Consider the following 25,951-nt stretch of genomic DNA (forward strand, 5'->3'; position numbering starts at 1 on the left):
TTTCCCAACTTTTGGTCATGAAAAGATACCGCAGATCCCTGCCTCCTCTCGATGGTCTCATCTTTTTCGAAGCTGCTGCGCGTCATCACAGCTTTTCCGCTGCGGCGGAGGAGTTGCTGGTCACCCAGACTGCAGTCAGCAAGCGCATCCGGCAGCTTGAAGATCACTTGGGCGTGGCCTTGTTTCTGCGTTCTGGCCGGGTGATCGGGCTGACGGACGAAGGCCGCAAACTGGCTGAGCAGAGTGCCATTCTGCTCGACTTTACCGAAGCGGCCCTGGCCAGCGTCGCCTCACGCCCCGATGCCCCGGTGCGTATCGCCGCCAACAGCGCGGTTTCGCTATTCTGGCTTTCACAGCGGCTGAAAGGCTTTGGCTTATCTGATCGGGCCTGCCCGGTCGAGCTTGTGTCCTCCGATCTGCCATCTGCCCTGCTCGACGATGCGAACGACATTGCCATTCTGCATGGATCGGGGAGATGGCGGGGCCGTGCAGCGATCCCGCTGCTTCCCGACGTTCTGGTGCCGGTGATCTCTCCTGGACTGGCGGAACAGGCGGATATTAGGCCCGGGCAATCGCTCATGCTCCTCGCGCCTGAAAAACGCCCGCCTCTGTTGAATTTCCCGAGGGTAACACCGGACTGGACCAACTGGGACAATTGGGGCAACACCCGCGAAGTGAAGGGTTGGCCGCAAACCCTATGCGGGACCTACGCCCGGTCAATCGGCGCGGCCCTGGAAGGCGCTGGCATAGCGCTGGCCAGCCCGCACATCCTGTCAGCCGAGCTGGCCAGCGGGCAATTGCTGCAGCTTTCCCCCGTGGCGCAGTCAAGCCAGCATGCGTATTTCCTGACATATTCGGATGCGCGGCACCTGCGCCCGGATGCCAAGCGGCTTGTCGACTATCTGGCCGGAAATGCCGGTTGAGCTGCCGCGGCCTTTCTCACACCGAGTGTGGCTTGGAAAAGAGTGATGAGGCCGGTTTCCCGGCGCCATCTTGCTTCTGACTTGAACTGCTTGCCTTCGCAAATTTCTGCGAAGGCCGGGAAACCCGGGATCAGAAAAAACCCAGTTTGTTGGGGTTGTAGCTGACCAGCATGTTCTTGGTCTGCTGGTAATGGTCTAGCATCATCTTGTGGGTCTCGCGCCCGATCCCGGATTGCTTGTAGCCGCCGAAGGCCGCATGTGCCGGATAGGCGTGGTAGTTGTTCACCCAGACCCGGCCTGCTTCGATATTGCGGCCAAAGCGATAGGCGCGGGTGCCGTCGCGGGTCCAGACGCCGGCGCCGAGGCCGTACATAGTGTCATTGGCAATGGCGAGTGCTTCTTCCTCGTCCTTGAAGGTGGTGACAGATACCACCGGACCGAAGATTTCCTCCTGGAAGACCCGCATCTTGTTATGGCCTTTCAGAATAGTCGGCTGCACGTAATACCCTTCGGACAGGTCACCATTGAAGCGCGCGGCTCCGCCGCCGGTCAGCACCTCGGCGCCTTCCTCGACGCCGATGGTCAGGTAGGACAGGATCTTATCCTGCTGTTCCTGGCTGGCCTGGGCACCGACCATGGTCGCCATGTCGCGCGGATCGCCCTGTTTGATGGCCTTCACCCGCGCGATGCAGCGTTCGATGAACGCCTCGTAGATGTCTTCCTGGATCAGCGCGCGGGACGGGCAGGTGCAGACTTCGCCCTGATTGAAGGCAAAGAGGACGAAGCCTTCGACCGCCTTGTCGAGGAAGGCGTCGTCTTGGGCCATCACGTCAGAGAAAAAGATGTTGGGGGACTTGCCGCCCAGTTCCAGCGTCACCGGGATCAGGTTTTCGGTCGCAGCCTGCATGATCACGCGGCCGGTCTCGGTGGAGCCTGTAAAGGCAATCTTGGCGATGCGCGGCGACTTGGCGAGCGGTCCGCCCACTTCCGGCCCCATGCCGTTGACGATGTTCAGCACACCCGCGGGCAGCAGGTCGGCGATGACCTCGATCAGAACCATGATCGCGGCCGGGGTCTGTTCGGCGGGCTTCAGCACGATGCAGTTGCCCGCAGCCAGCGCGGGGGCCAGCTTCCACGCTGCCATCAGAACAGAGAAGTTCCAGGGGATGATTTGCCCGACAACGCCAAGGGGCTCATGAAAGTGATAGGCAACCGTGTCGTGGTCGATCTCAGACATGGAGCCTTCCTGGCCGCGCAGGACACCGGCGAAGTAGCGGAAGTGGTCAACCGACAGCGGAATATCCGCAGCGGTGGTCTCTCGGATCGGCTTGCCGTTGTCCCAGGTTTCCGCAGTGGCAATCAGCTCAAGGTTTTTCTCTATCCGGTCAGCGATCTTCAGCAGCAGGTTTGACCGTTCCGCAGCAGAGGTCTTGCCCCAGGCGTCCTTGGCTGCGTGGGCTGCATCCAGCGCCAGTTCTACGTCCTCGGCGGTGGAGCGCGCCACCTCGCAAACCTTGGCGCCGGTGATCGGAGTGATGTTGTCGAAATACTGCCCTTTGACCGGGGCGACGAACTTGCCGCCGATGAAATTGTCGTAGCGGGTCTTGAACGGCGAGACATGCTCGCCCGTGATCTGAGCCTGTTCGTTCATGGTGTCCTCCTCTGGTCCCGGTCCTCCGCCGGGAATGCCAAAGAAGATGCTGGCAGGGTTGCATGTTGTCAGCCCGACCCGGCCGGCCCCTTGCCGCAACCTGTCTCAGGAGTGAGACAGGTCAGGCCTGGTTTCAGCCGATCCCCAGCCGCTTCATGCGCCGATAAAGGGTTGCCCGCCCGATTCCGAGATTGCGCGCGGCCTCAGAGACGTTGCCATTTGCCCGCGAGAGCGCCCGGTTCACCGCTGCCCGCTCCGCCCTTTCGAAACCGGTCGGGCCGTCTTCCCGTCCGAAGAGATCCGATGCAGGAAGCGATGTGATAGGGCCTGCGTGGTTCAGTCCAAACGCCTTGCGGGCACCGCGGGTGGCCCCGAGAACAAGGTCGTCCTGATCCACCGCCAGCAGCATGGCTGCCTCGCTGTCATCGGTGTTGGCTACGATGATCCGCGCACCCGGAAAGGCGGCGCGGAAGTTGTCCGTCTCGATTTGCCGGGCGGTCTGAGCCACCATCGCTGCGATAAGCTGGTTGAAAGCTTCGGTCTGGTCGGCGCGAGCGGAGGAAACGTCGAGTGCGCCGATCAGTTCGCCTTCGGGTCCGAAGATCGGCGCGTCCATGCAGCTCATGCCCGTATTGCGGGCGTGGAAATGCTCATCGCGGTGAATGATCACTCTGCGGCCTTCGGCGATGCAGGTGCCAATGCCGTTGGTGCCTTCCGAGGCTTCCGACCAGTCCGATCCCGGCGCCAGCCCCCAAGCCTCGAAGGTGGGCACATCGCTCTTGGATGTCCTCAGATCCAGCACCACGCCCTCTGCATCGGTCAGCAGCACCCCGCAGCCGGAACTGCCAACCAATTGGAACAACGCGTCGAGTTTTGGAGCGGCCACAAGCATCATCGCCTCGGATTGCCCGCGCCGTTCCGCAAGTGCCTGCTCAGTGATACGCTGAACGCCCCTCTTTTGCCCGGGATCCAGCCCGTGGTGGTCGAGCGATCGCCGCCACGACGCTGCCAAGCGTGACCGCGCAGCAGCGCCTGGATGGCTCGTGACCTCTACCACGCGTTCGATGTGCCGTGAATCTGAACCCAAATCGAAGTACCTCCCAGCATCAACACTCGCAGGTTTTTTGCATTCTGCAAAGAACGCCCTCTTCACTGTGCTGGTCCTCAGAAGACCGCCAGAAGGTCAGACCGCCGCAACGGGATGAGCCCGCTGTCGGCCTCCATATCGCGCCCGTTTGAGGAGTGGACCACCGCGCCTGTTTCGCTGAGCAGAGACCAGCCGGAAAAGAGCTGTCTGAGGCCCATCCGGTTAGCTTCCTTCAAAGCTTCGATGGAGAGGATCAGGCAAAGCGTGGAGAAGGCCTCCGGCAACAGGAAATACAGCTGACGGCCGTGGTCTGGTCATGATTGTCTGCTGTTTCAGAACTTGCCATTTTGGACATTGGGCTCGCCTGCCATGAGTATTTTAAACGGTTGAACGAATGGGTTTCACGGCGTCTGCTGGCAGAGAAATCCGCGTGGCGCCGGAAGGACGCGGAACGCAATCTGAACCACCTGAGACGGAAGGCTCTAAAGAGCGTCGTAAATTTCTGCCAGCGTGTCCGCGTCGAACCGCAGCGGCACAGGTTTTTCGCAATGCCACGCCTGCAGGGTTTCTCCGGCCAAAAGACTGCAGGCGGTCGCGGTATCCACGACGGCGCCCCCGTATAAACGGTTAGCAAGATTGACAATGCCGCTTTGGTGCATCGTGGTAGAGCCGCTGCCGCAGGCATCCTTGACCAGCACCACCTTTAGCCGATGTTTCTTGGCATCCCGCACAGTTGCGGCAATGCAAGCCTCGGTCCAGACACCGCAGACCATAAGGTATTCGGTCCCAGCCTCAGCAAGTGTTTCTGCAAACGAAGTGCCTTCGAAGCAACTGGCATCTTGCTTCGTTATCTTATCTTCGTTCTCTTGTGGTGCCACTTCCGGACAGATTGCAGTCAGCTCGGTATCCCCGTCGCTGAAGCAAGGCGCCCCTTCAGTATCTACTGGCTCAAATGGTCTTCGAGGTTCAACACCAAAATCCCGAACATAGGCGGCGTGATATACAGCAGAGTTGTTTGAACGGGCGGCATCAAGAAGGCGCCGGGCATTGCCCAGCACTTCCTGATATCCAGAGACGAGATATCGCTGATCGAGACGGTGCTCTTCTTGCAGGTCCACCAGCACGAGGGCGGTTTTTATTAGGGGTAGTGTCAGTTCCTTGTGCATCAGACCTCCCGTCCGAGCAGATCGTCTTCGTAAGGGAAACGCGACAGAAGCTCGATCCCGGTTTCGGTGATCAGGACCTCATCCTCCAGCTTCACGCCTTCGGGGCCACCCTTTTCACCAATGTAGCTTTCGATGCTCAGCACCATTCCGGGCTGGGTGATGCCATCCCGGCCATAGGTGTCATAATCCATCGAATGGGCGATAAACGGCGTCTCACCGTGCATACCAACCCCGTGCATGACTGAGGTATAGCGCTGATCGACATATTCCTCTGGGATCTGCCAGGCCTTTTCGGCGACCTCTCGGAATTCCATCCCCGGCTTCAGGATGTCCATATTGTGCTGCACCTGATCATAGGCCATCCGGTATAGTTTGCGCTGGTACGCTGTGGCCCGGCCAGGCCCGCAGCGGAATGTGCGTGAGAAGTCCGAATAGTAGCCATAACAGCCGATGGTATCGGTATCGAGCGCGACCAGCTCGCCGGGGCGGACCCTGCGCCCGCCAGCCTCGTTGAACCAGGGGTTGGTGCGCTGGCCTGAGCTGAGAAGGCGGGTCTCAATGAACTCTCCGCCTTGTCGGATCACTTCGTGATACATCACTGCGAAAAGCTCGTTTTCGCTGATGCCGGGTTTGATCGCGTCACGGACGGCACAAACGGCAGCCTCCGCACCCGCCATGCTGGCCTGAAGGCAGAGCACCTCCTGCGGTGTCTTTACGGCCCGCACATTCAGGATCTCGCCCTGGCAGTCGGACACCTCGCAGCCGAATTTCTGCAGCGCAACGGCATGCAGATGTGTGCAGCGGTCCAGGCCGATCTTCATCGATCCCTTGCCGTGGGCCTTCATCAGCTCGGAAATTTCTGCCGCGAACGGATCGGCTGTTTCGTCATCCCGCCCGGACACTGAAGACCAAACCAGCTTGGAGGGGCGCGCCTCGTCCACAGTCTCTAGGCAGGTCGAGACGTGGTAGCTCTGCGGGTATTCAAATAGCACGATCGGGCCTTCGACCGGCACGAAGAAATACCGCGTCGAATTGCGCAGGAAGTAGCCGAACATATTGCGCGAACCGGTGGCGTAGCGCTGGTTGTAAGGGTCAAACAGAACCACGCCGCCGTAGTTCTCTGCTGCCATCCAGTTGCGCAGCTTTTCCAGCCGTTCACTGCGCAGCGCGCGGGTGTCGATAAAGGACGGCTCCGTGTCTGACAGGAACATGCCACCTGCGTCGTCTCCGGCCATGGGGTGGCGCATACGGTCGCGGAAATCGACATCCTCCGTACTGTCCGGATCAAAGACTATGATACTCATTCTGGTTTCCTCAGGGGGTTTGATTTCTTCGGCACAGCCTGCAGCGCTGCAAGGAGCTCTGCATCAACTGTGATCATTTGCGGCGCCGGGCGGCCCTGATCAGCGCGGAATTTGCGGCCGGGCAGGCGCACCTTGGCGGCGTCATAGGTTTCGGCAAGCTTGGTCAGCGATTGTGCAAACCGCGCGCCGCTGAAATGGGCCGGATCAATGGCCAGCAGGAACTGCCCGACACCGGGGTTGCCTGTATCCCGCCCGGAAAAGGACGGCGCTTGCGTGCTCAGCTGCGCACCGGTCAGAGCAGCGGCAAGGATCTCGATCATCAGGCCGGTGTTGGCACCCTTCTGCCCGCCGTAGGGCAAGAGCGAGCCCGCCAGCCCGGCCGCAGGATCCCGGGTCGGCTGGCCGGCGCTGTCCTGTGCCCAGCCCAGAGGCATCTCTTCGCCCGCCTCTTCCCGCATCATAATCGCCGTTTTGGTGACCGCGCTGGCCGACTGGTCGATGACAAGCGCAGGCCCGTCCTTCCCCGGCACCGCAAAGGCCAGCGGGTTGGTGCCAAACAGCGGCGCGGTCCCGCCCGGCGGGGCGACGCTGGCCGGGGCGTTTGAACAGCACAGCCCGATCAGCCCGGCCCGGGCCAGCGGCAGCACATGATGGGCCAGCGACAGCGCGTTGTAGGACCGGGAAATACCGGCCGCCGCGATGCCCTGTTCCCGAGCCATTGTGATCAGAGTATCGGTGGCCAGCCTGATCGCCGGATGGGCAAACCCGCCAGCCGCATCCACCATAATGGCGCTTCCGGCAGAAGAAAGAACCATCGGTTCCGCCTGCCCGTCGACCTTGCCCAGGGCCATCTGTTCCTTGAACACAGTCAGGTAGAACAGTCCGCACACCGGGTTCCCTTCAGCCTCGGCCTGAACCATGGCGCGGGCCACCTGGGCCGCAGCTCCGGGTGCGGCACCGGCATCTGTCAGATAGGCGCAGGCCAGGGTTTCAAGTTCGTTTGTGCGGATCGCGGGCATGATCAGACCCCGCCCTGCGCCTTGGCATAGGCGCGGTGTGCTTCGGCAGCCTTTGCAACCGCATCGAAATCAAGCTCAAAGCCAAGGCCGGGGCGGCCCTCAAGCGACAGAATGCCTTTCTGCGGCTCCAGACAGGGCGCGGCGATGATATTATCCTTCAACAGTTGCCACATGATCTGGTTGCCATCATCCAGATTGGCTGCTGCACGGCCGATGTGATGTTCGGCGCAGGTGGTGATGCCGGTGGTCATGCTGGAGTGGATGCACAGGGTGATCCCGGCACCTTCGCAGATAGCCGAGGCCTTCATCATCCCCTTCAGCCCGCCAATCTCACGCGGGCCGACGGCGATCATGTCCGCCACCCCATTGGCGCAGGCCTGAAAGACCTCCTGTAGGGTAAAAACACTCTGATCCGCTCCCAAAGCAATGGGAGAGCGTTCCTTCAGGTGTTTGAGCGGTGCCAGCGACAGGCTGGTGGTGGGCTGCTCGATATATTCGATGTTGCAATCAGCGATGGCGTTGATCATGCGCAGGGCATGGGCGGGCGGCCAGCCTTCATTGGCGTCCAGCCGTAAGCGGTGGTCAGGGCCAATGGCTTTGCGGACGGCCCGGATATTGGCGAGGTCATACTCGGCCGAGATCCCTACTTTCAGATAGAGAATCGGGTGGCCTGCTTCGGCACCTGCACGTGCATCGGCTACCAGCTCTTCGGTGCTTTGCCCCTGAAGAAAGTAGAAATACCCGACCTCCCTGCGCTTTTCGCCGCCCAGCAGCTCCCAGACCGGGCGGCCTGTCAGCTTGCCCTGCAGGTCCAGCGCCGCCATCTCCAGCCCGCAGAACAGCTGGTTGGCATAGCGCTGCATATTGCCGCCAAAGACCAGGAAGTGGCGGCGGTAGGCGTCTTCCTGTGCCGCCGTTATGTCAAAGACTGACCGTCCGACATAGGACTTGGCCAATTTTGCCAGGATGAGTTTCTGAGCATCTGCATCTGGTGCGGCGGTTGTCTCGCCATAGCCAATGGCGCCGTCTTCGGTCTCCATTTTGATCAGGTTCACGGTGAAGGCATGCTCAACACCCTGCGACCAGACGTATGGAACCCGGGTTTCAAGCCGCAGCGGCGTGATGCGGATGTCTTTGATGTTCATACAATGCTCTCCAGTTCAATACAAACGATCAGCCGCGCAGGCGGCTGTGCTTTGCTGACGGGATCTGCGGGCTGCTTGCGTGCGCCTTGCATTGCCCCAACAGTCGATAGTAGTCATGTTCCTTTATGGAGAGTGAATCCAATCAAGATTCATTATAATAGAAAAGCCCCCGTTATGCGCCGTCTCGACCTGCCACCGAAACTCGTCCAGAGCTTTCTCACTGTCCTCCGGATGCAAAGCTACACCCAGGCAGCGCATACGCTGAACCTGACTCAGCCCGCAGTTACGCAGCACATCTCCCGTCTGGAGGAGATCATCGGTGTCCGTCTGATCGAGCGCAGCCGGGGCGTGGTGCTGCCAACCGCCGAAGCACAGGCACTGATGCCGGAACTGGAGCGGTTCGAACAATCTGCCAAGCTGTTGTTCGACAAGGCGCGCGCGGTGGCTGAAGGCGGTCAAAACAGCCTGCAGATCGCCACCCCGACCTCGCTGGTCGCGCATCTTCTGGCACCGGCAACAGCAGAGATCCGAAGGTCTGGAACCGGGCTTTTCCCGGTGTTCCGCGAAGTGGATGATCACCGGGTCTACGACATGGTGCGCGCGGGCGAGGTGGATTTTGCGCTGACCTCCATGACCGGTAGTGATACAGCCCTGTCCTGCACATTTCTGCTCACCGACAGGCCGTGCCTTGTCTGCCCGGACGATCACCCCCTGGCCGGCGACGGATCTGTCAGCCTTGAGGATATCCTGCCTTTCGAGTTGATCCGCCCGCCAGCGGACACCTCTGCTAACCGGACAATCGGGATCTTCGAAAAAACTGCTCAGGCAGAATTCACCTACGCTGCCGAAGCATCACGGCTAATGACAATGGAAGCCATGGCACGGGCTGGGTTGGGTGTGCTGATCCTGCCGGCTCTTTCAGCACGGCTATGCGCGCATTCCGGCCTTGTGTTTCGGCCGATAGACACAGATGAAGGCTGGCGCAGCTGCCAGCTTATCCGGCAAAGGCACGTCCGCCCATCACCCGTTGCCCATCAGGTGATGGAAGGGGTTCAAAACAAAGTGAGAGCCTTGGAGATGGCCATGCCAGAACTTCTTTCTCTCCACATGCCGTCTCCTTGATACATTATAACAAATTGGATGAACCTCAGCTTCTGACTTCCTGAACCAATCCGCTTGCACCTGCAGAGAATGGTAGCTTTCTGCCCGTCCTCCACGAACCCGTGCAGACGCAGCGGAAACCAACCAGGTGCAGCAAACGGCAGCAAGGTCCCGCGATCTGAGAATTCAAGCTTTCAGTTTTGCTGCGGTCTGTATGAACGGCTGCAATCTCCGCCGTCTTGCAAACAAAATTTTCACGGAGGTGCGGCATTTCTTGTGCTGCGAGCGCACGCAGCGAAAAGTTGCAGTGACGGCCAAGGGCTCGATCCGCCCCGCCGCTGCGTCGCGAACGCAGGTCCGCTCAGGATTGGCGAACGGCAAGAGCCGCCCGCCAAGGTGGTTCAAATGTCGATTTGCTCGGCGATACTCAGCGCATCTTCAAGTTCGACGCCAAGATATCTGACTGTGCTGTCAACCTTGGTATGTCCGAGCAGCAGTTGAACCGCTCTGAGATTTCCGGTTTTGCGGTAAATCTCCGCCGCCTTGGTCCGGCGCAACGAATGAGTGCCGTATCCGCTGGGTTTCAGCCCGATTGCGGCCACCCATTCCCGCACCAGCCGGCCATATTGGCGGGTCGAGATATGCGGACGGTCGTGAAACCGGCTGGGAAACATGAAACGGCACCCGATCATTTCCGGCGACTTGATCCATGCGGCAATGGTATCCCGCGTGTTTTCAGAGAGTTCGAACTGAACGGGCCGCTTGGTTTTGCTCTGGATCACGGACACTCTTTCGCGAACGCGATCATCCCTCATCAGGTCGGTTACAGCCAGTTTCACCAGATCGCATCCGCGAAGCTTGCTATCAATTGCCACGTTGAACAGCGCAAGATCGCGCAGGTTGCCCGCCAGTTCGAGCCGCGCTCGGATCGCCCAGACCTGTTTCGGCAACAGTGGTCGTTTCTGGCCGATGATCCGGCCCTTGTTCCAGGCTCTTCGTTTCGGGGTGACAGCGGGAAGTTGGACTCTTTGCATAGTGCTCCCTCCAATCCTCCCGCCAAGCCCAGACATCAGCACCGCGCTGACACCTGAATTTTACAGGCAGTTTGAATGGCCGTTGTCAGGTCGCCTGTTCTTTGGGACACGCCGCGGATGAACTTCGTTCCGGTTCCCGGACACCGGGGTAAAGTACCCCTGTCCAGGAGAGGAGCATGGAATGGGACAATCGAGACGAACGTTCACAGATGAATTCAAAGCCGCAGCTGTTGGTCGGCTTTATAAGCCTGGTGCCACACAAACCGGCGTGGCCAGGGAGTTGGGTGTGACGAGTTCCCAGCTGAAGACCTGGCGCTTGGAGATCGAAGCGGCAGGATCGATGGCGGCACTGCGCAGGCAACAGGCGGATGCGGCGGAACTGGATCGTCTGCGGAAGGAAAACAAACGCTTGAAGCTGGAAAATGAGATCCTCGAGAAAGCTTCCGCTTCTTTTGCCTCAAGGGCAGCGAAGACATGAACGCGAAACGTGCTTTCGTCGCTGCCCACAAGACTGTTTACCCGATCGCTCAGCTCTGTCGCCTTGTTGGTGTTGCGCGCAGCTGGTTTTACGGCTTTGTCCAGTCACAACCTGCCCGAGATCAGCAGCAAAAGCTGCGTACCGACCGGGACGCCGAGTTGCTTCCAAAGATTAAAGAGGCGTTTTCTCAAAGCAAAAAACGGTATGGTTCAAAGCGGGTCCACCAGGATCTGAAAGCCGATGGCGAGGACGTTTCGGAGCGGCGCGTGGCCAGAATAATGCGGGAAAACAATGTCACGCCGCGCCTGTGCAAGCACCGAAAGCCGCGCACCACAGACAGCAATCACAGCCTCAAACCGTCGCCAAATCTGCTGGAACAACGGTTCGATTGTACAACCCCGAACCGGGTTTGGCTCGCTGACATCACTTACGTCGATACGGACGAAGGATGGCTCTATGTCGCCGCCCTCAAAGACATGGCCACGCGCGAGATTGTCGGTTGGGCAATGGACGATCATCTGCGATCCGAACTGTGCTGTGATGCCCTGAACATGGCCCTGGGGCGCCGTGGACCGGCTCCAGGGCTCATTCATCATTCAGATCGCGGCGTGCAAGGCGGATTCAACCGGTCGTCGCAGCACCCTCGATCGTATCCTGTTTGAGCAGCTGGTCGAGTGCTTCTGCCGGTGTTTGCCAGCCCAGCGTTTTGCGTGGTCGCGTGTTCAGCGCGTGAGCAACCGCATTCAGTTCGTCCGCACCATGCTGGCTTAGGTCTGTTCCCTTGGGGAAGTATTGGCGGAGCAGACCATTGGTGTTCTCGTTGCTGCCTCGCTGCCAAGGACTTTGTGGGTCGCAGAAGTAAACGTCGAGACCGGTTTTGATCTGGAGTTGGGCGTGTTGTGCCATTTCCGCCCCCTGGTCCCAAGTCAGTGATCTTCGCAGGTGCGCCGGCAAATACATGATGGTGCCCGCGATGGCATCACGGACGGCTTCGGCACCGTGACCGGCAAGAGCTGGACCGTTCTTTATGGGCTTCGTCTTTCCGTGACCTTCCATGCGCGGCAGATGCAACAGCATCGTGAAGCGTGTTGTTCTCTCGACCAAAGTACCGATCGCCGAACTGCCCAGACCGAGAATGAGATCACCCTCCCAGTGACCTGGCACCGCCCTGTCATCGATTTCTGCCGGACGGTCACTGATCATCAAGGCATCAGAGATGAAAGCCTTTCCGCGGTTCCGGGCGCGCTCTCGAGGGAGCCGCAAAGCGCGTCCAGACCGCAAGCAGGCGGAGAGCTCCCGTCTCAACGCACCGCGCCCTTGTATGTAGAGCGCCTGGTAGATTGCTTCGTGACTGATGCGCATGGTCGGGTCCTCGGGAAAGTCCACCTTCAGACGCTGCGAGATCTGCTCCGGGCTCCAGGCCAAGGACCAGCGTCGGCTTTGACGACGAACAGCCCGCCGCTTCTTCCATACCACGACAGGTCCATTGAAAGCGATGCCGTCTGGCGTGGTGATCAGGCCCGCCAGCCGATCCTGTACGTAGTCATGCAGGACGGGATTGAGCGCGAGCTTGCTAGCCTTCGGACGCTTGGCGGAACGATCCGCGTGCCACTGCGCATTGATCGCGCGGTAGTCGAAGTCTCCGCCACGGGTCGCCGAATTGCGCCTGATTTCTCGGGAGATCGTGCTGGGCGCGCGCCCCAGCTTGAGGGCGATACCGCGCACGCCCGTGCCCCTTGCGCACTCCAAGGCAATTTCCTCGCGTTCCGCGAAAGAAAGGTTTCGCCCCTTTGGCGGCGGTGTTGAAGGCGCAAGATGTGTTGGTGGCATGCCGCCAGAACTCCGAAACCATCGGGTTCCGACAGGAGCAGAGACACCCGCTTCAACGGCGGCTTCCTCGCTGGATAGCCCCGCTGTAATCTCCCGCCAGAACCGGCATAGATTCTCACGCTGCCAGACTGGCGGTCGACCTGGCGAGGATAATTTACGCCGCGTCGAGCGCTCGGATTTCCGTCTTCCTGTCATCATCTACACCTCCAACAACGGGGTGTTGCGACGACCGGTTGAATCCGCCCAATACGCAGGCGGAGAATACCGCAAACTGCTCGGGGCGGCACGCATCACGCAATCCATGAGCCGTACGGGCGAATGCCTGGATAACGCTCCAATGGAAAGTTTCTTCGCATCACTGAAAAAGGAACTGGTTCATCGGGAGCGCTTCAAAACGCGCGTCCAGGCAAAGGCGGCGATCTTCGAATACATTGAGGTCTTCTACAATCGCCAGCGGCGTCATTCCGCCATCGGCTACCAAACCCCCGCGCAAGCATACGAAACCATGGATTGGAAAAACGCTGCATAGGGTCAATAATCAAACTGTCCGGAAACCGGGACGAACTCCAGAGCGGTTATTCAAAGTTGCGATGACACCCGGAAATCAAACCGTCCATTCGCCGCAGCTACGATCAACCATCGAGGAGCGGGGCAATGGACCTAGCCGCTTTGGCGAATGCAGGTGCAAAAGTTCGCAACCTATGCCCGCACATCCGGCGCAAGGCTCCGGGCGAAGGTCCGGATTGCTGCCGAGAACGCATCAGTTCATAACCGCAGCACATTCGGTGATTCCAGCCTGATGCAGCCCTGAGTAACATCAGGCTTCCGGTCTCCGCTTGCCCCGGCGGCGGCTAAACACCATTCCTGGTGCTTCTTTTTTCAGGCCGCTGTCTCACTGGCCCCTTGAATGAGACAGTTTTTCACGATCCGTTCACGGGCGCCTGAAAACACTGTCAACGGTACCGTTAGCGCGGCAGCCTTTTCTCTGACAAGGAGGAGAGGAATTATGCAGCCAGCAAAAGACACCTTGGCGTGGATGTATGAAAAGATGGTGACAAGCCGTCGTTTCGAGAACGCCATCGAAAAGATCTACATGGAAGGCAAATCGCCTGTCTTCAACATGGCGGACGGTCCAATCCCGGGTGAGATGCACCTGTCGGACGGTCAGGAGCCCGTTGCCGTGGGGGTCTGCGCCCATCTTGAGGCCGGGGACGTGGTCACGGCCACGCACCGCCCGCATCATCAGGCGATTGCCAAGGGCGTGGACCTGAAGAAGATGGCCGCCGAGATTTTCGGCAAGGCAACCGGCCTTTCCGGCGGCCGCGGCGGCCATATGCATATCTTCGATGCCGAGGTGAATTTCGCCTGTTCCGGCATCATCGCGCAGGGCATGGGCCCCGCCGCCGGCGCGGCGCTGTCGCGTCAGATCCAGGGCAAGCCGGGGGTTGCGGTTTCGTTCATCGGTGAAGGCGCGGCAAACCAGGGCGCGTTTCACGAAGCGCTGAACCTGGCGGCGGTCTGGAAGCTGCCGATGGTGGTGGTGGTTGAGGATAACGCCTGGGGGATTTCGGTCTCCAAGGAAGCTTCCACCGCGATCAAGCGCAACTCGGACCGGGCGGCGGCCTATGGCATTCCTGGCCATTACATTCCCGGCAACGACCCCCTGAAGATCTACGAGGTGGCAGGCGAAGCCATCGCGCGGGCGCGCCGCGGCGAAGGCCCGACGCTGATCGAGGTCGAGACCTACCGGCTGGCCGGTCACTTCATGGGCGATGCCGAGGGCTACCGCCCTGATGGCGAGAAAGACGGGCTGTTTGCCAAGGACCCGATCCCGGTGATGCGCGCCCGGCTGCTGGCGGATGGCAGCTTTACGGATGCCGAACTGGACGCGCTGGAAGCCAGCGCCCAGGCGGCGGTGGATGAAGCGATCCATTTTGCCCGCAACAGCGCCGATCCGAAACCCGAAGACGCGCTGACAGCCGTTTTTGCCTGAAAGCCTGAGGGAGGAAAACACATGGAAAATGAACGGAAACTGACAATCGCACGGGCCATGGCCGAGGCGATGGCGCAGGAGATGCGGATCGACCCAAGCGTCTTTGTGATGGGCGAGGACATTGCGGAACTGGGCGGCGTTTTCGGCAACACCCGCGGCTTGCTGGAGGAGTTTGGCAAGGAGCGCGTCCGCGACACGCCGATTTCGGAGACCGGTTTTATCGGCGCTGCGGTTGGCGCGGCGCAGGACGGGATGAAACCGGTGGTGGAGCTGATGTTCGTCGATTTCTTCGGCGTCTGCTTTGACGCGATCTACAACCTGATGGCCAAGAACACCTACTTCTCGGGCGGGAATTTCAACGTGCCGATGGTGCTGATGACCTCGACCGGCGGCGGCTATTCGGATGCGGGGCAGCATTCGCAGTGCCTTTACGGCAGCTTTGCGCATCTGCCCGGCATGAAGGTGGTGAGCCCCTCCAACGCTTATGACGCCAAGGGGCTGATGACTGCGGCGCTGCGCGATCCGAACCCGGTGATCTACATGTTCCACAAAGGGCTGCAGGGGATGGGCTGGCTGGGCACCGAGGCGGGCGCAATTACCCATGTGCCGGAAGAAAGCTATGAGGTTGAGATCGGTAAGGCGGCCATTGCCCGCGAAGGGCGCGATGTGACGATCGTGTCAATTGCCCAGGGCGTGCATCACGGGCTGAAGGCCGCCGATGCGCTGGCCCAGCAAGGCATTAGCGCCGAAGTGGTCGATCTGCGCTCGCTGGTGCCATTGGATCGCGAAACGGTGCGCGCCAGCGTCGCCAAGACCGGGCGGCTGATTGTGGTCGATGAGGATTATCACAGCTACGGCGTCTCGGGTGAGATCATCGCCACGGTCACCGAGAGCAACATGTCAGACCTGAAGGCGCCGCCGCGGCGGATCGCCTATCCGGATGTGCCGATCCCCTTTGCCCGGGTGATGGAACAGCACTGCCTTCCCAATGCGGACAAAATCGCCGCAGCCGCCCGCGAACTTTGCGGGGCGCCGGTTCCGGCCTGAACGCACTCAAAATTCCTAGAAACAATCAGCTGCCCCGCGGTGCCGGGGCGGCGGCAAGAGGAGATTGCCAAGTGGCTAACGATATCATCATTCCATCCGGCTTGTGGGAAGGCGACGACGAATGCGTCATCACCGCCTGGCTGGCAAGTGACGGCGCGCAAGTCACCCAGGGCGCGCTGATTGCCGAGATCATGACGGCCAAGATCCAGTACGAAATCACCGCACCGGCAAGCGGCACCCTGAGCATCGCAAAGCAGCAGGACGAAGTTGCGGCCAAGGGCGACGTGATCGGAGCGGTCTCATGACCGTGCAGGCGGCAAGTCCTGCTGTGGTTCCCCTGCGCGGGGCACGCGGGATGATCGCTGACAAGATGTGCGCCTCGCTGCGCGACGCGGCGCAGCTGACCCACCATGCACGGGCAGACATGACTGCACTGCTGGCAACCAAGGCGCATCTCAAGGAAGCGGGCACCGCGCTGTCGGTCGAAGACCTGCTGATGGGTGCGGTGGTCCGAACTCTGCGGCACCATCCGGACATCAACGGCACCGTGCAGGACCGCGCGGTGCATTTGTCGGATGCCATTGATTTGGGGGTTGCCATCGCCCTGCCGGGCAACCTGCTGGCGGCACCCGCGATCTTCGGGGCGGAAAGCCTGGACCTTGAAGGCCTTCGGGCTGCGCGGCGGGATCTGGTGGCCCGCGCAAGGACAAACAAGCTGACAGTGCCGGAGATGACAGGCGGCACTTTCACGGTCTCCAACCTCGGCCTCAGCCGGGTGGAGCAGTTCACGCCGATCCTGAATGCGCCGCAGATTGCCATTCTCGGCATTGGACGCACGGTCGAAACCGCGGTGCGCGACGGCGATGGCATCGCCTGGAAGCCTTATGCGGGCCTGTCGCTGACCTTTGACCACAGGGCCATCGACGGTGCCCCGGCGGCGGAGTTCCTTTCGGACCTTTGCGAGGCGATCGAAGGTTTCGCGCCATGATCACCGCGCCGTTTTCCACCGCCGCAGACGGCATTGCACGGGAGGCTGCGCTGCTGCAACGGGGCAAGCCTGCGCTGATGCTGTGGCAGGCGGCAGAAAACGCACTGGTGGTTCCGGTTGCCGTGGCACGCAGGGATGGGATGCAGCGCGCGTTGGGCGAAGCGGCGGAACGGGGCTGGCCGGTCACCGTCCGCGGCAGCGGCGGCGGCATAGTTCCGCAAGGTTCCGCCACCCTGAACCTTGCCATGGTACTGCCCTGCACGGCGGGATTCACGGTGGAGGACGGCTACCGGATGATCTGCGGCGCAGTGACTGAGGCGCTGACCCGGTTTGACATCACCGCAGAAACCGGCGCCTGCCCGGGCGCCTTTTGCGATGGCGCCTGGAACGTTCTTGCAGGCGGCCGCAAGCTGGCAGGCACCGCACAACGCTGGCGCGCCGCGCCGCAGGGGCGGGTTGTGCTGGCGCATGCCGCGATCCTGATCCAGACGCCGCAGCCGGATCTGTGGCCGGTCTTGCAGCAGCTGCAGGCTGTCGCATTCCCGGCAGAGCCGCCATTGCAGGCCACTGCCCATATTGCCGCGGACGCGCTGTTGCTCGGCAGCATGAACCAATCAGCCTTTCCCGGCGCCCTGATAAGAGCCGCGGAGGACCGGCTGACTGCTCTGGCGCGCCGCGAAAAACAAGCGGCCTGACCGCATCAACACCACTCACTGGGAGGAGAGTAACCATGACAATAAGATTCCACCGACGCGGCAAGGAGAAGGACGGCCGTGCCGCCATGAACCGCCGCATGTTCCTGATGACGACCACACTGGCCGGTGTCACCACCAATGCCATGCTCGGAAGCGTATCGCTGGCGTCATCGGCGGTGCTGGATGAGGCGCAGGGCGCCAGCCTGCTGCGGATGATCCAGGATATCTACCCGCATCCGGATGTGCTGCAGGTTTCACACTACGAGGCGATAGCCGCCACGGTGATGAAGAACGCTGAAGGTGACACCGAGACCGCAAAGGGGCTGACTGACGGTCTGGCGCGGATCGACGCAAAGGCGCAGGAGCTGTTCGACACCCCCTATACTGGCATCGAAGATCCCGATGCCCGCGAAGGCCTGCTACGCCATTTTCAGGACGAGGGCTTCTTTCAGGGCGTCCGCTGGACCGCCTACTTTGGCATCTACGACAACAAGGAAGTCTGGCCGCTATTCGGCTACGAGGGCTCCTCAGTTGAGCACGGCGGCTACATCGACCGTGGGTTCTCCGACATCACCTTTGTTCCCGAGGGGCCGACCCTTGAGGAACGCATGGCCGACGTTCAGGCATAAGGGGAGGCTGACATGACAAAATTCGACCTCAACGACGACAATGTGGTTGTCATCATCGGCTCCGGCGCGGGCGGTGGCACCCTGGCAAACGAACTGGCCCAGAAAGGTGTCAAATCGGTTGTTCTGGAAGCTGGCAAGCGGTTTGACCTGAGCGATATCGAAAACGACGAATGGGCAATGTTCCAGAAAATCTCCTGGCTGGATAAACGCTATTCCGGCGGCGGCTGGCACGGAGCGGTGAACCACCCGACGCTGCCGGCCTGGATCGTGAAAGGCTATGGCGGCTCGACCATCCACTGGGCGGGCGTCGCCCTGCGGTTCAAGGATTTCGAGTTCAAGACCCGCAGCACCTATGGCGAAATCGACGGCGCCAATGTCGAAGACTGGCCGATCGACTTGGCGGAAATGACACCGTGGTATGAAAAGGCCGAGCTGAAGATGGGCGTCACCGGCAGAACCACCGGCATGCCGCATCTTCCCTGGAACAACGGGTTCCGGGTGCTGGCCGAAGGCTGCCGCCGCACCGGGCGCAGCGATTACCGCTCGGGACCGATGGCGATCAACTCGGTTGAACGTGATGACCGCCCGGCCTGCCAGCAGATCGGGTTCTGCATGCAGGGCTGCGCCATCGGCGCCAAGTGGTCGACGATGTACACCGAACTGCCCCGCGCCGAAGACACCGGTAACTGCGAGGTGCGCACCGATGCGATGGTGCTGCGGATCGAGCATGACGATGCAGGTAAGGTGAACGCGGTGGTCTATGCAGACAGCGAGGGCAACCAGCACCGCCAGAAGGCGCGTGTTGTCTGCGTCGCGGGCAATTCCATCGAAAGCCCGCGGATGCTGCTGAACTCGGCCTCCGCGATGTTCCCGGACGGCCTTGCCAATTCCTCCGGTCAGGTGGGTAAGAACTACATGAACCACACCACCGGTGGAGTCTATGCGGTGCTGCCGGAGAAGGTGCATATGCACCGCGGCACCTCGGTGGCCGGGATCGTCGGCGATGAAGTCTACCACGACGCTTCGCGCGGGTTCAGCGGCGGATACTACCTTGAATTCCTATCGCTTGGCCTGCCGTTCATGGCCGCCTTCCTGGAACCGGGAAACACCGGCTGGGGCCGCAGTGTGGCAGGCGCGCTGGAAAACTACGACCGGATGTCAGGAGTCTGGGTGCTGGGCGAGGATCTGGCGCAGGAGCGCAACGCGATCACTCTGCACGGCAGCGAGACCGATCAGCACGGTCTGCCGGTGCCGGTCGTCTCCAAGACCCCGCATAACAACGACTACGAGATGACGGCACATATGTATGAGACCTCGGCGCAGATTTACGAGGCCGTCGGCGCCACCGATGTCTATGAACTGCCCGCCTATCCGGCGACCCACAACATGGGCACCAACCGGATGCACGCCGATCCCGCCAAGGGTGTCGTCAATGCCTACGGCCAGGCGCATGACATCGATAACCTGTTTGTCTCGGATGGCAGCCAGTTCACTTCCTCGGCGGCCTGCAACCCGACGCTGACCATCGTGGCGCTGGCCATCCGCCAGGCGGAATACATCGCACAGGAAATGAACGCGCAGAACATCTGACGCGGCAAAGACCGCACTCCCTGACTGCGGCCGGGCCTTGGCGCCTGGCCGTATCTTTGTGTTTTTGGGGGAGGATTACTCCGGACGCTGCAGCCCCTCCGAGGCAATCCAGCGGTTGAGCGTTGCGCGGCTCTTTCCCAGTAGGCGCGCGGCTTTTGTCACGTTCCAGTTGGTGCTGTCCAGCGCGTCCCGCAGCGACGCCCGTGTCAGCGCCTTGGAATTTTCCTCCCGCGGCGCCAGCAAGCGTGCCGGCAGGTCGGTCACGTTGATCCGCCTGCCGTTGCCGCAAATCACCGCCTCGCGCAGAACAGCCAGCACTTCCCTCCTGTTGCCCGGCCAATGGTAACCGGTCAGCACATCGAGAGCGCTTTCAGCGATCTCGATGGGGGTATCAAAACTCTCCGCGATGACATTGGCCAGCACCGTCTCGCAATCCCGCTCGGTAACCGGCGGCAATTCAACAACTGACTGCGCCAGCAGATACAAGAGGTTCCTAGGAATACCCTCGTCACTCTCAAGCTGCAGCCACGGCTTGCCTGCGGTGAACAGCACCACAGGAGGATGCGCCTTTGAGCCGCTGTCTGCCTGGCTGCTGTCAAGATAGCGTTCGAGGACTGCTTGCGCTTCCGCCGGCAGAGTTTCGACATTCTTCAGGATCAGCGTCGGGACTGTGTCGCCAACCGGGTAATCGCTGAGGAAGTCCAGGCTTTTCAGTGCCTCTGCGAGGTCGGTTTCGGTGCCGTTGCGGGCCGCATCAAGTGTAAGCGCCATTGGATTGTCGAGATTCTGGTCTTCCAAAAGTGCCCGGGCAAACCGTCCGGCCCCTGCGCCAGGCGCGCCGCAAATCAGCAGTGGCACCCGGTGCGCCACCAGTTTGCGGGCCCGCTCCGCCAAGACCGGCAAGCCGCCGCCCTCCGCAATCAGCCGCCCCAGTGTAGCGTCCTTGTCGATCCGCGCAGGAAGGCGCGGCTTATCGGGGTGCAGCACCTTGCGCTTGGGCGGAACCAAAGCCGGTCCGCGCAGGCTGATTTTAAGGTTTTTCAAATCGGAAATGTAACGCCCTGCAAGACCCTGGTGTTCGATCGGCCGTGCGGCATCGCGCCAGAGCGGCAGGTGCGAGATGATGACACCGTCTTCATCGCAGGCCACCAGGGTTTCAAAGATGCGGTTCCGCTCCAAGTCCTGCGACAACACGCGCCCGGTGAGCTTGTCCGCGTGAAAATTGCGAAACAGGCGTGTTTGAAACTGACGGGAGGCTCGCCGCACGACCTGCTCGCACAAGGAGTGCTCCTCGGGACGCCGATGCAGAGATCCCACCAGCGTTATTGTTCCGATCAGGTTGTTCTGGGCATCGGTCAGCGGCGCTGAGCTGCAGCTGAGCTGGTGAAAGCAATCGTAATAATGCTCGCCTCCGCGTACCGTCAGGACCCGGCCGGACTGCATCGCCATCGCAATCCCATTGGTGCCTGCAACACGCTCATCCCATACCGCGCCTCTGACAAGGCCGCTTCTTTGAAATTCCGCCTCCACCCCCTCGGGCGCATAGGATTCAACTACAATTCCGTCGGCATCAGTGATCAGCAAACAATACCTAGAGCGGCTGGGCAGCAGAGCGGATTTGTCGACCTCTGCCGCCGCCGCACCAGCCTGATCCAGAAACCTCTCATTGCGGTGGATGATTTCACCGGCCTGCAGCCGCAGGATCGGGTTTCTGGTGCTTGACGTCAGGCTGTGCTTGGATTGGCTCCGCTCCCGTGAGGACCGGATCAGCTTGTCCACGGATGTCCTGTCCAAAAAAGCGGACATTTCTTGCACCTCCTGTTCTTCAGCCTTTCCGTTGCTTCCCGTTTGTCAGGCAAGTTTCGCTGAAATCATGCTCTGTGTCCAACCTGGGCAAACCCGAACGATAGTCAAAGCAAGCCTTCCAGCGCTTCCAAAGCCCGTCCGCCGTAAACCACTGACGGCCCGCCGCCCATCTCGACCGCAACAGAGATCGCCTCGATCACCTCATCCCGGCTGGCCCCATGTTTCAGCGCAGCGCGCAAGTGGAAGAGGATGCAATCCTCGCAGCGGATCGCGATGGAGACCGAAAACGCCATCAATTCCTTGGTTTTGCTGCTCAGCGCTGCCTCAGCTGAAGCCGCTTTCACAAGCTGGCTGTAGGGTGACATGACCCCTGGTGCCGCTTTGAACAGCGCGCCTGCGCGCTTGTCGATTGCCGTGGCTTGGTCCTTGTAAGCTGTCGTCAATTTCTGAGTTCTCCGTCAAGTACTATTGGACGGCCGGTTCGCGGATCTGCCCGCGGCTGGCTGCGTCTGTTTTCTTGCCATGTTGCTTGCAAAGTATTGCTAGTCTCCCTGCGCTTAGAAAGCGCTAGGTCTGGGCACTCGCTAGCGATCCTAAAACTGTCTCATTGTGCATGTGAATGAGACAGTCGCTGACTGTTCGCTGCCCGCAGGTGGGAAGATCGAAGAGTAGCGGGCTTACTGCCCTATTTCGATGCTGCCCGGATCCATTTGCACTCCGTGCTTCACACAGAGGGGCGATACGTCCTTGGCGGAAACCATCTGAAAGTACGGGAAGAGTTCTTCAGGATGGTCCCGGTGTACGACATCTCCACCTTTTGAACCGGCGTCCGAAGCGCGATCAGAATGCAGCACCACAAACGGATCCTTCCAGCACTGCTTGAATTCCTGGATTCAGAATGGTCGCAGCCTGCGGGAAAGCCCGCTTTTTCTTCTGCCCTGCGTCGGGAAAAACTCGGCAATGCAGCGCACCAGCGTGCTGTGTGCGTTCGCAGCACAATTTTGACAGGTCCGGTATGGGCTCTCTGCCGCCATGCGGCGGCACAGCACCGAGAATCCAGCACCAGCCTGCCCCAGGCCAGTTTTGATCGGCTCAAGCCAGCCCGAAGCGGCCCCATGCCTGGCGACCAGCCTGACGGGCCAGCACATGCAGGTCGGGCGGAAACCAGACTTTAGCTGCGTTCGCAAAGCTATCATGCACATCGGGCAGAGCGGACATTCCAAAGCCTCGGGCAGTCTACATCGAATGCACCAAAAAGATATCCAAGAAGCCTCTTGGCGGTTAGACCGATACTGTTCTAATGAAAGATGGACTGGGGCTGGGATTTGGCGCTTCTAGCTGGATCATTTGGGAACCCACCCTCACATTGAGTTTCTAATCAGCGGAATCGGCATTAATTTAAATGATCAACCTTCAAGAGATTAATGGTTTCGAAACCGGACGACGGGACTCGTTTGAAGCTTTGGTAAAAGTTCTCGCGCGAAGAGAGCCACCAGAAAACGCTCATGAATTTCAGCCCAATGATGGGCGGGGCGGCGATGGCGGTGTTGAGGCTATCTGGTTACTAAATAACGGCGACAAGATTGGTTATCAGTCGAAGTTTTTTGAAACTCTTGGCGACGCTCAATGGAAACAAATGGAAAAGTCTGTCCAGCAAACCGCGCCGCCTCTTTGCGAGGTCGCCCCAATATGCTGAAGCTAGGGCGAAGGTCCGGAAGGGGCCGCTCCGTACCGATCTTTACTCGACAGTCCCTTGGGAAGCGGCAAGGGGCTGTGACCGGCCAGATATAGGAAACAATGGTAGACCCGCTCAAGTTCTGAGCGGGTGTTTTGCTGCTCTCTCTAGCCGCGGCTGGCCAGGTGGATGCCCGCAATGGTGCAGCGCACCGACCCGCCTGCCATTTCGATGGTCGGGATCTCCAGCGGCGCCAGTATGGCATGGACTTCGATGCGGCTGCGCTGCCCGGGTGTCAGCACGTCATAGGCCGCTTGGGACAGCGCCAGCACCGGGCCGTTCCAGCCCATCAGCTCGATGGCATTGCCGGCAAAACCGGCGATCTGGGCTGCGCTGAGCTCGATCACATCCCGGCCGGTTTCACCCAGCCTTGCGACGACTTCGGCCCGCCGGGCGGGATCGGTGATCATGCCAGTGCCGATCAGGGCAAAGCCGGTGCCGATGCACATCAGGACATTGGTGTGATAGACCGGCGTGCCCCGGCTGTCCTGGGCCTCGAACACCATCGGCTCAAAGTTGAAATGGGTGCAGAACCGTTCCAGCGCCACCGGGTTGGTGCGGTCGCTGGCCACCGCGTAAGCCACCCGGTTGATGTGGTCGAGCACCATCGCGCCGGTGCCTTCCAGAAACAGCCCGTCCGGCTCCAGCCCGGAATAGTCGATGATGTCCTGCACCCGGTACTCGGCCTTGAGCATCTCCAGAATGTCCTGGCGCCGTTCCAGCCGCCGGTTTTGAGCCTTCATCGGATAGACGGCCACATGACCGCCTGCGTGAGTTGAGAACCAGTTGTTGGGAAAGACGCAATCGGGTGTGGCCGGGTCTTCGCCTTCGAACACATGCACGCGCACACCATGCTCGCGCAGAACCTCCACCGCGCGGGAGTGTTCATCATAGGCGCGCCGGGCGGTGTCCGCTTCATCCCGGCCATTGGCGTTCGCAACCGCCTGGAACGCGTTGTCAGCCGCGGTTTCGGTGTTCACCGTAAAGTGGTGGGGACGCACCATCACCACGGCGCCGGGGGCCTGTACTGAAGAACGGATCATGCCGGCCCCTCCGCAACCGGAGCAGCGCGCAGCACCATGCCGAACAGATCGCGCGGATCATCCGGGTCGGCCAGCATATCGAGTTTTTGATAGAGGCCTGTTCCCTCCAGCTGATCACGGACATAGCGCAGGGCCGAGAAATCCTCGGTGGCAAAGCCCACTCCGTCAAACAGGGTAATTTGGCGGTCATCGGTGCGCCCTGCAGCCTGGCCGGTGATGACCTTCCACATTTCGGTAACCGGGAAATCCTCGGGCATCTGCTGGATCTCACCTTCGATCCGGGTTTGCGGCGGGTATTCGACGAACACATCGGCGCGGCTCAGGATCGCGCTGGCCAGCTCGGTCTTGCCGGGGCAGTCGCCGCCGATTGCGTTGATATGCACGCCGGCGCCGACCATGTTGTCGTTGAGAACAGTGGCGTTCTGCTTGTCGGCGGTGCAGGTGGTGATGATTTCGGCACCTTGAACCGCCTCTTCAGCGCTGGTGCAGGATGCAATGGAGAGACCGCGTCCCTCAAGGTTGCGCATCAGTTTCTTAGTGGCCTGCGGATCAATGTCATAAAGGCGCAGGCTGTCGACGCCGCAGATTTCCTTCATTGCTAGTGCCTGGAATTCTGATTGCGCGCCGTTGCCGATCATCGCCATGGTGCGGGCCCCCTTGGGCGCCAGGTGTTTTGCCACCACGGCTGAGGTGGCAGCGGTGCGCAGGGCGGTCAGCACGGTCATTTCTGTCAGCAGCAGCGGGTAGCCGGTGTAAACATCGGCCAGCAGCCCAAAGGCGGTAACCGTCTGCAGGCCCTCCTTGGTGTTCTTGGGATGGCCATTCACGTATTTGAACCCGTAGGTGGTGCCGTCCGATGTCGGCATCAGCTCGATCACACCTTCCTTTGAGTGCGCCGCCACGCGCGGGGTTTTGTCAAATAGCTCCCAGCGGCGGAAGTCCTCTTCGACATAGGTGGCGATACCGGCCAGCATGGGTTCGATGCCGATCCGGTGGATCAGCTGCATCATGTTGTCGACGCTGACAAAGGGAACGTAGGCGCGTTCCGATGGGGCGGGTGCGGACATGGCGTCATCCTGTTTTTCGTTTTGACTTGCCGTCAGCATCCGTCATGCAGATTGCAGAGAAAATCCAAACTTTGCTAAGTTTGAGGCACCTCTATAGAGCAATATGCTGGAGGTGATTGAGCAATTTGCGGGACGGGGACGATGCAGCGAAGCAGCGCCAAACATATCTTCGACGATCACGACCGGCTGCTGATCAGCCTGTTGCGCAAGGACGGGCGCGCGCCGGTATCGAAACTGGCCGAGATTATGGGCGTGTCGCGCGGCACCGTGCAGACCCGCCTCGACCGGCTGCTGGAGAGCGGTGCGCTGCTGGGGTTCACCGCCCGTGTGCGTGATGATTATGAAGCCGACCAGATCCGCGCCATCATGATGATTGAGGTGATGGGCAAGAACACTTCGCAGGTGATCCGCAAGATGCGCGGCCTGCCGGAACTGACGCTGATGCATACCACGAGTGGAAAGTGGGATCTGATCGCAGAAATAACAGTTGCCAGCTTGCAGGAGTTCGACCGTGTCTTGCGCGAAGTCCGGCTGATCGATGGTGTCATGAACAGCGAGACCAGCATTTTGCTCTCAAGCGTTTGACTTTTACATTGGCAAAAGGGAACTTTTAGCCCCGA

The 25,951-nt window shown here is 60.5% G+C and carries 26 protein-coding genes and 1 pseudogene; 14 read left to right on the forward strand and 13 right to left on the reverse strand.

The features are described from left to right. Positions 1–17 precede the first annotated feature (17 nt). Positions 18–923, forward strand: a complete 906-nt coding sequence (locus tag RA21_RS08575) for a LysR family transcriptional regulator (protein WP_039147857.1) — start codon at positions 18–20, stop codon at positions 921–923. A 130-nt stretch (positions 924–1,053) separates the two neighbouring features. On the opposite strand, the gene adh is transcribed toward RA21_RS08575, so the two are convergent. The 7 genes from adh to RA21_RS08610 all read right to left on the reverse strand — a co-directional run bounded on the left by adh (position 1,054) and on the right by RA21_RS08610 (position 8,295). After that, complete coding sequence (gene adh / locus RA21_RS08580; RefSeq protein ID WP_039147859.1) at positions 1,054–2,574, reverse strand: aldehyde dehydrogenase; 1,521 nt, start codon at positions 2,572–2,574, stop codon at positions 1,054–1,056. 133 nt (positions 2,575–2,707) lie between these two features. After that, entirely contained in the window at positions 2,708–3,469 is a 762-nt protein-coding gene (locus RA21_RS08585; RefSeq protein ID WP_446720194.1) for a GAF domain-containing protein, read from the reverse strand. A 269-nt stretch (positions 3,470–3,738) separates the two neighbouring features. Next, positions 3,739–3,945, reverse strand: coding sequence for a hypothetical protein (locus RA21_RS23000; protein ID WP_039147862.1), 207 nt, complete (start codon positions 3,943–3,945; stop codon positions 3,739–3,741). A 198-nt stretch (positions 3,946–4,143) separates the two neighbouring features. Then, positions 4,144–4,827, reverse strand: coding sequence for an isochorismatase family protein (locus RA21_RS08595; RefSeq protein WP_039147863.1), 684 nt, complete (start codon positions 4,825–4,827; stop codon positions 4,144–4,146). Beyond that, the gene (locus tag RA21_RS08600) at positions 4,827–6,131 is read right to left on the reverse strand and encodes a M24 family metallopeptidase (RefSeq protein ID WP_039147865.1); all 1,305 of its coding nucleotides are present in this window, start codon (positions 6,129–6,131) and stop codon (positions 4,827–4,829) included. The genes RA21_RS08595 and RA21_RS08600 overlap by 1 nt, the downstream gene beginning before the upstream one ends. After that, positions 6,128–7,150: an Ldh family oxidoreductase gene (locus RA21_RS08605; protein ID WP_052257618.1), complete on the reverse strand. Its 1,023-nt coding sequence runs from the start codon at positions 7,148–7,150 to the stop codon at positions 6,128–6,130. Before RA21_RS08605 ends, RA21_RS08600 begins: the two co-directional genes overlap by 4 nt. A gap of 2 nt (positions 7,151–7,152) precedes the next feature. Then, the gene (locus RA21_RS08610) at positions 7,153–8,295 is read right to left on the reverse strand and encodes a mandelate racemase/muconate lactonizing enzyme family protein (RefSeq protein WP_039147867.1); all 1,143 of its coding nucleotides are present in this window, start codon (positions 8,293–8,295) and stop codon (positions 7,153–7,155) included. Positions 8,296–8,427: 132 nt separating this feature from the next. On the opposite strand from RA21_RS08610, the gene RA21_RS08615 reads away from it, so the two are divergent. Beyond that, a complete protein-coding gene (locus RA21_RS08615) occupies positions 8,428–9,417 on the forward strand; it encodes a LysR family transcriptional regulator (protein WP_193748061.1) in 990 nt (329 codons plus the stop codon). 380 nt (positions 9,418–9,797) lie between these two features. On the opposite strand, the gene RA21_RS08620 is transcribed toward RA21_RS08615, so the two are convergent. Continuing rightward, on the reverse strand, positions 9,798–10,430 hold the full coding sequence (locus RA21_RS08620) for a tyrosine-type recombinase/integrase (RefSeq protein WP_039147871.1): 633 nt from the start codon (positions 10,428–10,430) through the stop codon (positions 9,798–9,800). A gap of 181 nt (positions 10,431–10,611) precedes the next feature. On the opposite strand from RA21_RS08620, the gene RA21_RS08625 reads away from it, so the two are divergent. Both RA21_RS08625 and RA21_RS22255 read left to right on the forward strand, forming a co-directional pair. Next, positions 10,612–10,908, forward strand: coding sequence for a transposase (locus RA21_RS08625; RefSeq protein WP_039147873.1), 297 nt, complete (start codon positions 10,612–10,614; stop codon positions 10,906–10,908). Then, a complete protein-coding gene (locus RA21_RS22255) occupies positions 10,905–11,570 on the forward strand; it encodes an IS3 family transposase (protein ID WP_152610519.1) in 666 nt (221 codons plus the stop codon). Before RA21_RS08625 ends, RA21_RS22255 begins: the two co-directional genes overlap by 4 nt. Here the strand turns inward: RA21_RS22255 and RA21_RS08635 are convergent. After that, entirely contained in the window at positions 11,530–12,933 is a 1,404-nt protein-coding gene (locus RA21_RS08635) for an IS30 family transposase (RefSeq protein WP_193748062.1), read from the reverse strand. The two genes, RA21_RS22255 and RA21_RS08635, sit on opposite strands and share 41 nt — an antisense overlap. A gap of 58 nt (positions 12,934–12,991) precedes the next feature. On the opposite strand from RA21_RS08635, the pseudogene RA21_RS08640 reads away from it, so the two are divergent. From RA21_RS08640 to RA21_RS08675, 8 genes and pseudogenes are all read left to right on the forward strand, one after another. Next, positions 12,992–13,267 (forward strand): annotated as a pseudogene (locus tag RA21_RS08640) (IS3 family transposase); the annotation flags it as partial. A 477-nt stretch (positions 13,268–13,744) separates the two neighbouring features. Then, on the forward strand, positions 13,745–14,731 hold the full coding sequence (locus RA21_RS08645; protein WP_241483488.1) for a thiamine pyrophosphate-dependent dehydrogenase E1 component subunit alpha: 987 nt from the start codon (positions 13,745–13,747) through the stop codon (positions 14,729–14,731). A 21-nt stretch (positions 14,732–14,752) separates the two neighbouring features. After that, a complete protein-coding gene (locus RA21_RS08650) occupies positions 14,753–15,778 on the forward strand; it encodes an alpha-ketoacid dehydrogenase subunit beta (protein WP_039147881.1) in 1,026 nt (341 codons plus the stop codon). Positions 15,779–15,849: 71 nt separating this feature from the next. After that, entirely contained in the window at positions 15,850–16,083 is a 234-nt protein-coding gene (locus RA21_RS08655) for a biotin/lipoyl-containing protein (RefSeq protein WP_039147883.1), read from the forward strand. Then, positions 16,080–16,766 carry a 2-oxo acid dehydrogenase subunit E2 gene (locus RA21_RS08660; protein WP_039147885.1) on the forward strand — a complete coding sequence of 229 codons (687 nt, stop codon included), beginning with the start codon at positions 16,080–16,082 and terminating at the stop codon, positions 16,764–16,766. The genes RA21_RS08655 and RA21_RS08660 overlap by 4 nt, the downstream gene beginning before the upstream one ends. Further along, on the forward strand, positions 16,763–17,461 hold the full coding sequence (locus tag RA21_RS21960) for a lipoate--protein ligase family protein (RefSeq protein WP_052257620.1): 699 nt from the start codon (positions 16,763–16,765) through the stop codon (positions 17,459–17,461). The genes RA21_RS08660 and RA21_RS21960 overlap by 4 nt, the downstream gene beginning before the upstream one ends. 35 nt (positions 17,462–17,496) lie before the next feature. Beyond that, the gene (locus RA21_RS08670; protein WP_152610520.1) at positions 17,497–18,090 is read left to right on the forward strand and encodes a hypothetical protein; all 594 of its coding nucleotides are present in this window, start codon (positions 17,497–17,499) and stop codon (positions 18,088–18,090) included. Between the two features lie 12 nt (positions 18,091–18,102). Continuing rightward, positions 18,103–19,680, forward strand: coding sequence for a GMC family oxidoreductase (locus tag RA21_RS08675; RefSeq protein ID WP_039147887.1), 1,578 nt, complete (start codon positions 18,103–18,105; stop codon positions 19,678–19,680). A 75-nt stretch (positions 19,681–19,755) separates the two neighbouring features. Here RA21_RS08675 and RA21_RS08680 read toward each other — a convergent pair whose 3' ends face one another. Next, entirely contained in the window at positions 19,756–21,486 is a 1,731-nt protein-coding gene (locus RA21_RS08680) for a sigma-54-dependent Fis family transcriptional regulator (protein WP_082008909.1), read from the reverse strand. A 104-nt stretch (positions 21,487–21,590) separates the two neighbouring features. Continuing rightward, positions 21,591–21,929 carry a carboxymuconolactone decarboxylase family protein gene (locus RA21_RS08685; RefSeq protein ID WP_039147891.1) on the reverse strand — a complete coding sequence of 113 codons (339 nt, stop codon included), beginning with the start codon at positions 21,927–21,929 and terminating at the stop codon, positions 21,591–21,593. Positions 21,930–22,888: 959 nt separating this feature from the next. Here RA21_RS08685 and RA21_RS22595 point away from each other — a divergent pair. Then, positions 22,889–23,182, forward strand: a complete 294-nt coding sequence (locus tag RA21_RS22595; RefSeq protein ID WP_152610521.1) for a hypothetical protein — start codon at positions 22,889–22,891, stop codon at positions 23,180–23,182. A gap of 146 nt (positions 23,183–23,328) precedes the next feature. Here RA21_RS22595 and ctlX read toward each other — a convergent pair whose 3' ends face one another. Both ctlX and RA21_RS08695 read right to left on the reverse strand, forming a co-directional pair. Then, positions 23,329–24,264: a citrulline utilization hydrolase CtlX gene (gene ctlX, locus RA21_RS08690; RefSeq protein ID WP_039137114.1), complete on the reverse strand. Its 936-nt coding sequence runs from the start codon at positions 24,262–24,264 to the stop codon at positions 23,329–23,331. Beyond that, positions 24,261–25,331 (reverse strand): ornithine cyclodeaminase, encoded by a 1,071-nt coding sequence (locus RA21_RS08695; protein WP_029205077.1) that lies wholly within the window; start codon positions 25,329–25,331, stop codon positions 24,261–24,263. The genes ctlX and RA21_RS08695 overlap by 4 nt, the downstream gene beginning before the upstream one ends. A 141-nt stretch (positions 25,332–25,472) precedes the next feature. Here RA21_RS08695 and RA21_RS08700 point away from each other — a divergent pair, with 141 nt between their 5' ends. Further along, the gene (locus RA21_RS08700; RefSeq protein WP_019298505.1) at positions 25,473–25,916 is read left to right on the forward strand and encodes an Lrp/AsnC family transcriptional regulator; all 444 of its coding nucleotides are present in this window, start codon (positions 25,473–25,475) and stop codon (positions 25,914–25,916) included. Positions 25,917–25,951 lie beyond the last annotated feature (35 nt).

The sequence above is a fragment of the Leisingera sp. ANG-DT genome (genome assembly GCF_000813785.1).
Lineage (GTDB): Bacteria > Pseudomonadota > Alphaproteobacteria > Rhodobacterales > Rhodobacteraceae > Leisingera.